Genomic DNA, 10108 nt, shown 5'->3' with positions numbered 1-10108 from the left:
CTTTGTTTTAAATAACATGACACACACCTCTTCCTTCTTCAATTCATATCAAATCACATTGTCATTATAATTACATACCTATAAAAACATAACTATTTTCCTTCTCAATCTCTTCTTATAACAACTTTGCTTGAATCACCAGATATTCTTCTGAATAACCCTTTATCAAAATCGTTAGTATAGATTCATCCATGTTTTCTTCACCCTTCATAATAACTTGTTTTTTGGGAACAACCCTTTTGTTCAGAACCACGTAACGAAACTCACCATTTAGCGTCTTAATGATGAAACTATCCTCTTTCTCTAATGAGCTTAGTTCTAAAATGGATTTCTTGAATTTTAAATGCGTAGACCCTTCTAATAAAACATCCCCCTTTTGCCCAGGTAATGCAGTATCCTTTATATGCCCAATCTCTTGGTCCACCTTATCAAAGTCCGTACCTTCTCCAATAGAAGCTTTATAATTCAACTTAGGAACTTCTAAAATACCTATTGAATTGTCACTTAATAGATACTCTTCTTTTTTAAACGTATCTAATACATCCTTTACGTCTTCTTTTATTTCATCTGAGACCTGATGCTTATCAATTGCTTCTTCCAATATTTCTACCTTCTGATTGTTTTCTGTTTGATTTACCTGCCTAACACACGTACCTGCCACTACGACAATTACCACAACTAAAAGTATTACATTGACTATTACTCTCAATATTTTTCTCATACAAAACACCTCACCTACTAAAAATGTAACTGTCTATTATAATCATCTATCCATATGTTTTATGCCTAAATAAAAAAGCCTCTTGTAATAAGAGGCTTTTTACTATTGTATGTATAATGTTATGCCACTTGTGGCTCTGTATCATTTACATTCCCAATAATATCCCAATCTTTAATTTTAGGATGATTATTTAAAAATGCAAACAGTTTATCCGAATCTGTAAATGTATTAGGGATACGGAATGGAAGGTTCGGTTTTGTTGACATCAATTGAATGTAACCAGTTTGTTGATTTTTCAAAACAAAAAATCGAACATCTTCTTGATAACCATTGATTTCAAGTACCATTACATCTCCATGTTCCAATTCGATATCTTCATCTGGAGCCATTTGACTTCCCGTAAAGGTTTGAGCAAGACGCTCGATAGTAGAGAAAATATCTTCTGGATTCGCATGTGTAGTGAAGGAATCAGACATCTTATGTAGAAATGGAATCATCCCTTCAAATACACCTTGTGGAACTGCATCTACAAAACCAATTTCACCAAAAGGATGACCAAACAGCTTGAAGATTTCATGAACTTCTTTCATTTCCTCACAATAAGCTTTGTACTCTTCTGTTTCTTTCATCTCTTCAGGTAATTCGTGTAATTCGTGTAAACCTAACAGGTTTGCAAAGAATTGCTCACCACCGAACGGACAAGAGCCACCACTCATGCAACAAACTTTCTCAATATCCTCTTCCACACCAAATCCCTCTACAGTTTGATGTGCAATAAATTCAAGGATTTCCTCATTTTTAACTACCGTTTGAATTGCCTTTTGATAATCATTCGGGTTTCCGTTGAATTGAATCTGAACACCTTCACCAGTAAAGTCAATCTCAATCGTTACTTTACCCTTTTCAATTTCGGTCTCTTCTTCAATAGGTGTATCAGTGAATTCTTCTTCTACTTCATACCCATTCACTAACGCTTCCGTTAAAATTTTGAAATTATAACTTGATTCGTTTAACCAGGCAGTTGTATGTGGTTTTTTCTGGCTTACTAAAGCGGCCATTACAACTAATACATCCACTTGAGGAATGCCAGTCGATTTTCCTTTCATAGAAGCTTTCACTTCTTTAATCTCCTTATCCATCTCAGCAGATAAAACAATTGTATTTTTATTTTCCATTTCTAATCACCTCATAATATTATTTGTATTCAACGAATCATTTAAATTTGATTCAGTATTTTTTATTATATAAATGTAACGATTATTTCATTCCTTCTATGGAACCGAGTATTTTCTTTCGAATAACAAACAAATTATTTTGTTTTCGTAATTAATTAGATACTGTTTTCGAAATATGCGAAATGATTTCTTCTATGACTTCAGCATTTACAATTTCTCCATTTGTCTTCGAATATACATAAAAAACATCTACTTTATAGTCTTGCTTGTATTTCTTATTCTTATATTCATTTACTTCTTTTGTTTCTCGTAAATAAGGAGTGTCTTGTAAATAGCTTGGTGGTTTCACTTGGATACCACATAATAATGTATCATTTTTAAATAACTCATAATCTACTTCGTATTTGTAATCAATACGACCCGATGTTTTTTTACAAGATACAATAACACCTTGTTTCTTTAACTCCGTTTGCAGTGCATCCATTGTATTACGTTCTCTAACAACAACGCCATTCCAACTCTCAGCAATCACTCGATAAAACACTGCATATTGGCATTCTCTCTTCGTTAACCCGTAAGGATTCCCTCTTTTAACGATTTCGTTATAAAGAACATCTCCCTTAAAGGCTAAACTCCCTCTGGTTCTTCCATACTCATAATTCAATTGCTTTACGGCATATGGAATTTTACCGTCAGGTCGAATTAAGATAACTTTTCTTTTTAACTCCTCGCTTAAATCCATTTGTTTTAATTTTTCTAAACGTTGATTTCCAGAATGAAAATAAAATTCTTTCCATTCTTCTTTTGTTCGAAAAGTACCTTTTTCTATAAGAGATGCTACAGAGCCAATACTCCAAGAAGTATTTAATCTTAACTCATTCCAAATTGCATTTGTATAACGGAATTTATCGGGTTCCATTTCATTTTCGAATAAGTCAAGTTGCAAAGTAACACCTCGCTTTTTGGTTTTGTATAGGTGTAGGATATAGTTCAACCAAATTGAACGCATTTCCATTACCTGTTGTTTTCTCGTCTTGTTTTACCTCTTAAGGTATAAACTAATCATACACTTTTCATTTACTATAGTCAATAAAAAAATCCTTGTTTTTATACAAGGATTTCTTTTTGTATTAATTTGCGACAATTTCTGTTTTACATTCAAAAACAAGTGTTTTTATCGTCTCTAAAATGCTTTCAATTTGATACTTCATCGTATAGATGGCATCTGCGTATTTCGGACACATATCACTTACGTAGCTACAAAGTGGCAATGCATACTCTTCTGTTTCTTTAATATATCGCTGGATTTTCGCTTTTTCGAAGAAATACATCGTACTTACGTTGTGACATCTATCAGCAATTTTAATTAGACAAGTTTTAAAACATACTCTCATTTGTTCATAATACACATCTGTTGTCATTTCTGGGATTTCTTCTTGCATTACTATTGTAGTTTTTGTTAATCGAATGATAATATCTACAATTTTTTTAGGTAAGCAATATACATTCAATAACATATCTACGGTAACTTCTGTATCCTCTAAAATATCGTGTAGCAAAGCTCCTGAAATAACTTCTTCATCGTGAATGCCTAAAGAGATAATTGCATTCGCTATGCGAACAGGGTGGCTAATGTAAGGCTCTCCACTTTTTCTCGTTTGTCCTTCATGCATCTTTTCTGCTAAGTTCAATGAAATAATAGCGTAGTTGAAATTTTTCCCTTTTAAATATCCTCTTAAATAGGCTAATTCTTTGTGCATTTGATTTGTATACATTGAAACACCACCCTTTCATTTGTTGCTATTTATCATAAAACTTTTATTGACTATTGTCAATGGAAATACAATTGATTTCAGCATATATTTATATTATAAATCATCTATAATAACTATATCTTTTCCCGAAAGGAGGATGCCGTATGGAATTATTTCTTTTTATTGGCTCTTTTGTACTGACGTTTTTATTTGTAACCGTAACATTATACTTACTACTCAATAGATGGAATTATCATGATTCTACCTACAAAGACATAACAGGATTTCATTACAAAAATATAAATCAAGATAAAAGCATATTAGCTAAGTGGAAAATTTTTAGAAGGTTAGAAAAATCTTTTCCTGATAGTATGTTATTAGCAAATGTACATATCCCTTATCAAGATGGGCAAACAAATGACATTGACATCGTTCTTATACATTCAAGTGGTGTATACCCAATCGAATGTCAAACCTTAAAAGGGAAAGTATACGGCTCTGACAAGAGTAAAGAATGGGTTCAATGGATTACAGCAAAAAACAAACATCAATTTCCAAACCCACTTTCAAAAAATAAACAATGTACTCGATTCTTGTCACAATACTTATCTCTCCCTTATGAAGGATTAACCCCTCTTATTGTTTTTGGAAAAGAAACGTTAACAGTAAAAGTTAAATTGTCATCCAGTACAAAAGTAAAGGTAATACAAGTAGATGATATAGAAAAAACAATCCGAAATCTCATAAAAGATTCATCTCCCGTATTAACCACAAAAGACATGAAGGGTATCTATCAAAAACTATCCTTATTTACGTCTATTTCAAATACACATAAACAATAAAAATAAGCTATCAATGTTGATAGCTTATTTTCTAATCTTTTCTAAGAATTTCAGTATTTCAAGGTATAACCATACAATTGAAACCAATAAAGCAAATCCGAAGTATGACTCCATATATTTTGGAGCTTTTGCATTTACACCTTCCTCAATTAAGAAGAAATCTGCAAGAAGATTTAAAGATGCAATTCCGATAATTAGTAAGCTGATACCGATACTTAATGGACTGCTATCATGCAGGAATGGAATTGGTACACCACATAACATAAGAGCAATATCTACTAAATAGATAATCAAAACAGATAACGTTGCAATCTTTACTACGTTTAAAAACTTTTCATTTACTTTAATGATTCGAGTTGTGTACAGGAATAGCATAGCCATCACAACTGCAATAGTTGCTAATACAGCTTGTAAAACAATACCTGGGTATTTATGTTCTATCATCGTAGAGATAAAACCGATTAAAACCCCTTCTAAGGTCGCATAAATAGGAGCTGTTAACCATGCTATTTTAGGAACTGATGCTGTTATCAATGAAATGACAAAACTGGCAATTAAAATACCAATGATTAGCCCTACAGATGTTTTCATTCCCATGGTACCATTCTGTATTTGCATAAACGAGTATAAACTCGCTCCTAATAACAGAATTAAATAGATAAATGTTTTTGCTACTGTTCCCCCTACTGTCATATGTTCTTCATTGATTGATGATTGCTGAAATTTTTCTTTATCTTTCAACATTGGATTTTTCAATGGAATAACCCCCTTTATTTGATATACCTTATATTAGATTTTAGTAGCAGGTTTTATAAATCAATTTGGTCGAATATAAGCAAAAAGGACGAAATTATATCATTCGCCCATTATCTACCTACTTATTCATTTGAGGAGAGTTTGTATTTCTCAAAGGTTTCTTCAAAAACCCCCAATTTGATAGTTGTAAAAATAGGAAGCTTTGAGTAAACCCAATCTGAATACTCCCGTATTAGTTCATATGCAATTTCACACATCTTATAATGTTCATCAAAATATGGAACTGATATTTTGATACGTTCCATAATAATCGCTAAACAAATCGGATGGTAAAAATGTTCTTTGTTTTCGATAACATAAGTATCAAACTCTGAATCTTCCATTTCCCCAATCGCAACTAAGCTATGTAAGTCTGCTAATTTTCTTATAAATACTTTATCTTCTTCTTCAATTTTTTTCGGTTTATTCATTGTAAGCATCCCTTTCTTTTATCAAACATAAACTCCCAAGAAACATTTCTTGAGAGCTTATGTATCTGTATTAATTTAATACTCGTGTTGCACTTGTTACACCACTTGGATTCATTTTAGAGATTTTAATTACATCTCCTGTTTGTGGTGCATGAATGTATTGACCATTACCAATATACATTGCTACGTGATGTGCAGGTTTTCCCCAGAAAATTAAATCTCCTGGCTGAACTTCACTTACAGGAATTTGCACACCTGCATTTTGTTGCTCTCTTGCAACCCTTGGTAATTTTACCCCTGCAACATTTTTAAAGATATATTGCATATATCCAGAGCAGTCAAATCCAGAAGGTGTTGTTCCTCCCCATACATATGGAAGACCAAGAAATTTTTTCGCTTCAGCAATTACATTTTGAGCTTTATCTGTAGATACAGGAGCTGTTGGAGCTGTTGGCACCGTAACAGATACTGGTGTTTTTACTGCACCTGCATTAGGCGTTGTAGCTTGTGCAGTTGAGTTGCTTTGAATTCCTGCAATCACTGGCGGTTGCACTGTAATACGGAATTGATTTTGCTCTTGTGATTGATTTTGAGCATCTGATTCCACTGGTTTTTGAGCTTCTAACTGAGCTTGGCGATTTCGTTCTACTTCTTCAGCTTTTAACTTTTGAATTTCCACTACTACCTGTGCTTTGTTTTCTTCGAGCTTTTGTTTTTCCGTCTCTACTTGCTCTTTACTCTCTTTTAATTTAACAGTCTCTTTATCTAAAACTTCTTTTTTCTCCTTTAAATCAATCTCTTTTTCTTTTAGAGAACCCATCATATCTGTATCAGCTTCTACAATCGTGTTGATGGCAGATACTTTGCTAATAAAGTCTGTAATTCCTTCAGAAGAAACAAGAGCATTAATATAACTGAATTTAGGAGCATTCTTTTCTTGAATTACACTTAATCTATTCTTAGAAATTCCTTTTGTACGTTCAAAGCTTTCCTGTGTTTTCGCTATATCCTCTTGTGCTTTTTCTACTTTTTTCCCCGACTTTTCAATGTCTTTTGTTAACTTATCAAGCTTTGTCATGGATTCGATAATCTCATTATCCATTTTTTGAACTTTCGTTTCTGCTTCTTCAATCTCAGGACTCGCAAATACCTGTAATGTATTAAATGATAATGCAGTAGCTAACGTTGCTAAAGCAATAACCTTTTTACTTTTCTTTCTCATAAACTATCATCTCCTTTTAATTTATATATATGTAATTTAAATTATTGTCATTTACTATAGTTTATGATATAAATTTTATTGACTAAAAACAACGTGATTATTGTTATGTAAACGACTCTTAACAGTTTGTAATGTTAGTGTAATGTTTCTGACAATTGATATTTTTTACAAAAAATAGCACCCTTTACAAAAAGAGTGCTACATGAACTATTGTTCTCGGAAATATTTCTCCCATTCTTTCATTTTTTCGAAAGATAATTTTCTTTCACCATCAATTGTAAATTTATCAATTCCTTTATCTTTAAAAACTTCAACAATTGGTTTCTTTCTATTGATAGTTTTGATTTGAATATCTGGGGTATCTAATTCTGTTCCTGTAATTAATTTTTTCGCTTTCTCTTTTGTGGTAAATAAGAATGCGAGATTTTCATAGTTTTTATAGACTGAGTTTTTTCTGTTAATTGTCAAATATGTTCTGGTTCTTTTATCCCATAAGGAATAGATACATGGTTCAAAAAAGAATAGGTTATAAAACTTGAAGTTTTCAGCTTTAATTTCATGCTTCGAAAATACATATTGTACCCTACCTTCTATTTCATTTAATAACCTAACTCTAATTCCTTTTTTATTATTGGATTGAGATAGGATTTCTTTTATGTATCCACGTTCTATCTCACCTGTGGATGTTTGAACTTCTACATACAACCCGACAATTAAATTTTTTTTAACTGTAACATCAATATCCATGATTCTCACCTCACTTTTTAAAGAATTATATGCAAATCTTTATATTAAAAATATATATTTCTGTTCTACTGCTTATAATAAGTAGATTTGAAAGAACAGGTATTTCATAAGGAATCTATTATACAAGGAGTGTTTTTATAATGAATACACATGAAACAAAGCAAATTTTATTGCAAGTTGCTCAAGAGATTAAAAATCATGGAGGTCGAACATTTTACGTTGGTGGTTATGTTCGAGATATGTTCATGAATAAGGAAAGTAAAGATATTGATGTTGAAATTTATGGTATTACACCTGAAACGTTACGCACTATCTTATCTCAGTTTGGATATGTTGATGAGTTCGGTGCTTTCTTCGGAATTTTAAAAATCTACGGAGTGGATATCGACTTCTCTATGCCTCGTAAAGAGGTAAAGACAGATGATGGCCATACAGGATTCGATGTTGTTGTAGACCCATTTTTGGACACGCTAACAGCCTCTAAACGTAGAGATTTCAGAATGAATGCTATTATGGTAGATGTGTTAACTGAGGAAGTAATTGACCACTTTAATGGTGTCTCTGACATTCAGTTAGGCATCATTCGTCACATTGATGAAAATACATTTATTGAAGATGAATTAAGAGCATTTCGAGCTTGTCAATTCGCTTCAAGGTTCAATTTCACAATTGCAGAAGAAACAATTGATTTATGTAAGGGATTTCGATTTTCTCTTCCACGAGAAAGAATTTTTGAAGAGTTTTTAAAAGCATTAATGAAAAGCGAAAAACCTTCCATTTTCTTTTTATATATGAGAGACATGCTTATCGTTAAAAAGTTGTTTCCTGAATTAGATGCATTAATTGGATGCCCTCAAAATCCCACCTTCCACCCTGAAGGTGATGTATGGACACATACAATGATGGTAATTGATGAATTAGCAAGCTTAAAGCATCTATCTTCAAATCCTCTTGCATTTATGTTGTTGGGACCTACCCATGACATGGGAAAACCTATTACAACTGTTATTCAGGAAGATGGACAGATAACAGCTCGTGGACATGCTGAAGAAGGTGTACCTGTTGCGAAGCAATTTTTGAAGAGAATTACCAATGACAAACGATTGATTAAAAAAGTTTTAAATATGGTAGAAAATCATATGAGACCAAACTCAATTGCATTTGGTTCAGACAAGGCTGTTCGAAAATTAATGGTTGCTACTAACATCAAAGACATTGTGTTGTTCGGGGAAGCAGACCATAAAGGTAGAGGTATTTCTGAAGAAAAGAAAGATTACACAGAAGTAAAAGAATGGTTCCATCAAAAAATAGAAAAATTACAAACAGTTGGAGAACAATCTACTATATCCCCTCTTGTTTCAGGAAAAGATTTAATTGATGCAGGATTAAAACCTGGTAAAGAATTCAGCATTTTACTGAAAAAAGCATTTGATTTACAAATTGAAAATGATTTATCAAAAGAAGAAATCCTTAAAAAAATATTGTTATAAGAGACCTATTTTAGGTCTTTTTTCTTGCTATTTACACAAATGTTGTTTATCCTTTTTTATTTTTGTTTTAATTTATCATTTATAAATACGGTACGTGAAATTTTTGAGTAGTAAAGAAAATATTTTTATCTATAATATATAGAATTTATAAAAAACAGGTATTGATTTTATCAATTTAATTAGAGGAGATGTTTCAATATGTACGCAAAGATAATTCTAAAAACAGGTGAGTATCATTTTAAAACAGAATCACATTATAGACCCGAAGAACTGGAAAAATTAATGAACAGAATAAATAATTGTTGGGAGCAATTTAAAAAAGACAAAGAAATTTCCGATGTTTTTATCAGTAAGGTCAATATAAAAGACAGATTCATCATTGAATACTTGGAGTGCTTCCAGAAATGGAAATTAACAGAAGCAGAAGATATTATTTCATTTGTTGACAATACTTCAAAAAAGAAACAATTTTATGTAAGTTTCATTTCGTTATGGCACTTAGGATTTTTCACTGTACCAAATAAAGATTTATTTAATACTCGTTGGGAATGCGACGTAAATGACCGACAAGTTTCTCACAAAGGATATTCATATCTATAATAAAAACATAAAAAAGAGGTTACCTGATTTTTTCAGGAACCTCTTTTTAAATAACCTCGTTGTTATATGCTTTTGATGTACACTTTGGACAAATGTGTTCACTCCAACCTACTTCACTTGCTAATGTGATAGATAAAGCATTTTGACCGTAAAATTGTTTTGTTTTTTCATCCCATAAATGCATAGTTGATTCTTCTTTACATGTCGGACATTTAATATTCTTACTCATATAAACCCTCTCCATTTCTTTTATTTTTATTTGTTATATTCATTATCTAATAAGTCTTTGTTATCATATATATTCCCAATCACTTCAATTGATTCAATAGAA

The 10108-nt window shown here is 31.7% G+C and carries 12 protein-coding genes; 3 read left to right on the top strand and 9 right to left on the bottom strand.

Features of this window, described 5'->3' with window-relative positions:
* Positions 1-115: 115 nt before the first annotated feature.
* The 4 genes from MR160_RS31100 to MR160_RS31085 form a co-directional block, all read right to left on the bottom strand.
* A complete protein-coding gene (locus MR160_RS31100; protein WP_242299002.1) occupies positions 116-709 on the bottom strand; it encodes a sortase in 594 nt (197 codons plus the stop codon).
* Between the two features lie 131 nt (positions 710-840).
* A complete protein-coding gene (locus tag MR160_RS31095) occupies positions 841-1896 on the bottom strand; it encodes a hypothetical protein (protein WP_242299001.1) in 1056 nt (351 codons plus the stop codon).
* Between the two features lie 151 nt (positions 1897-2047).
* The gene (locus MR160_RS31090) at positions 2048-2842 is read right to left on the bottom strand and encodes a hypothetical protein (RefSeq protein WP_242299000.1); all 795 of its coding nucleotides are present in this window, start codon (positions 2840-2842) and stop codon (positions 2048-2050) included.
* Positions 2843-3026: 184 nt separating this feature from the next.
* On the bottom strand, positions 3027-3671 hold the full coding sequence (locus MR160_RS31085) for an HD domain-containing protein (protein ID WP_242298999.1): 645 nt from the start codon (positions 3669-3671) through the stop codon (positions 3027-3029).
* A gap of 143 nt (positions 3672-3814) precedes the next feature.
* Here MR160_RS31085 and MR160_RS31080 point away from each other — a divergent pair, with 143 nt between their 5' ends.
* A complete protein-coding gene (locus MR160_RS31080; RefSeq protein ID WP_242298998.1) occupies positions 3815-4492 on the top strand; it encodes a nuclease-related domain-containing protein in 678 nt (225 codons plus the stop codon).
* 24 nt (positions 4493-4516) lie between these two features.
* Here MR160_RS31080 and MR160_RS31075 read toward each other — a convergent pair whose 3' ends face one another.
* The 4 genes from MR160_RS31075 to MR160_RS31060 form a co-directional block, all read right to left on the bottom strand.
* Complete coding sequence (locus MR160_RS31075; protein WP_242298997.1) at positions 4517-5248, bottom strand: Bax inhibitor-1/YccA family protein; 732 nt, start codon at positions 5246-5248, stop codon at positions 4517-4519.
* Between the two features lie 122 nt (positions 5249-5370).
* Entirely contained in the window at positions 5371-5718 is a 348-nt protein-coding gene (locus MR160_RS31070; protein ID WP_242298996.1) for a hypothetical protein, read from the bottom strand.
* Positions 5719-5788: 70 nt separating this feature from the next.
* Complete coding sequence (locus MR160_RS31065) at positions 5789-6940, bottom strand: C40 family peptidase (RefSeq protein WP_242298995.1); 1152 nt, start codon at positions 6938-6940, stop codon at positions 5789-5791.
* A 207-nt stretch (positions 6941-7147) separates the two neighbouring features.
* On the bottom strand, positions 7148-7687 hold the full coding sequence (locus tag MR160_RS31060; protein ID WP_242298994.1) for a DUF2196 domain-containing protein: 540 nt from the start codon (positions 7685-7687) through the stop codon (positions 7148-7150).
* 140 nt (positions 7688-7827) lie between these two features.
* Between MR160_RS31060 and MR160_RS31055 the strand changes: the two genes are divergently transcribed.
* Together MR160_RS31055 and MR160_RS31050 are read left to right on the top strand one after the other, a co-directional pair.
* Positions 7828-9177, top strand: a complete 1350-nt coding sequence (locus MR160_RS31055) for a CCA tRNA nucleotidyltransferase (RefSeq protein ID WP_242298993.1) — start codon at positions 7828-7830, stop codon at positions 9175-9177.
* A 198-nt stretch (positions 9178-9375) separates the two neighbouring features.
* Positions 9376-9777, top strand: coding sequence for a hypothetical protein (locus MR160_RS31050; protein ID WP_242298992.1), 402 nt, complete (start codon positions 9376-9378; stop codon positions 9775-9777).
* A 46-nt stretch (positions 9778-9823) separates the two neighbouring features.
* Here MR160_RS31050 and MR160_RS31045 read toward each other — a convergent pair whose 3' ends face one another.
* Positions 9824-10006: a hypothetical protein gene (locus MR160_RS31045; protein ID WP_242298991.1), complete on the bottom strand. Its 183-nt coding sequence runs from the start codon at positions 10004-10006 to the stop codon at positions 9824-9826.
* Between the last annotated feature and the right edge of the window lie 102 nt (positions 10007-10108).

Source organism: Bacillus cereus group sp. BfR-BA-01382, from assembly GCF_022663475.1.
Classification (GTDB): domain Bacteria; phylum Bacillota; class Bacilli; order Bacillales; family Bacillaceae_G; genus Bacillus_A; species Bacillus_A thuringiensis_S.
This window is presented reverse-complemented; position numbering and strand designations above follow the sequence as displayed.

Excerpts from the sequence above, each read along its gene's own strand:
- MR160_RS31095 (WP_242299001.1), bottom strand. The coding sequence starts at position 1,896 with ATGGAAAATAAAAATACAATTGTTTTATCTGCTGAGATGGATAAGGAG.
- MR160_RS31085 (WP_242298999.1), bottom strand. The coding sequence starts at position 3,671 with ATGTATACAAATCAAATGCACAAAGAATTAGCCTATTTAAGAGGATAT.
- MR160_RS31080 (WP_242298998.1), top strand. The coding sequence starts at position 3,815 with ATGGAATTATTTCTTTTTATTGGCTCTTTTGTACTGACGTTTTTATTT.
- MR160_RS31070 (WP_242298996.1), bottom strand. The coding sequence starts at position 5,718 with ATGAATAAACCGAAAAAAATTGAAGAAGAAGATAAAGTATTTATAAGA.
- MR160_RS31065 (WP_242298995.1), bottom strand. The coding sequence starts at position 6,940 with ATGAGAAAGAAAAGTAAAAAGGTTATTGCTTTAGCAACGTTAGCTACT.
- MR160_RS31060 (WP_242298994.1), bottom strand. The coding sequence starts at position 7,687 with ATGGATATTGATGTTACAGTTAAAAAAAATTTAATTGTCGGGTTGTAT.
- MR160_RS31055 (WP_242298993.1), top strand. The coding sequence starts at position 7,828 with ATGAATACACATGAAACAAAGCAAATTTTATTGCAAGTTGCTCAAGAG.
- MR160_RS31050 (WP_242298992.1), top strand. The coding sequence starts at position 9,376 with ATGTACGCAAAGATAATTCTAAAAACAGGTGAGTATCATTTTAAAACA.
- MR160_RS31045 (WP_242298991.1), bottom strand. The coding sequence starts at position 10,006 with ATGAGTAAGAATATTAAATGTCCGACATGTAAAGAAGAATCAACTATG.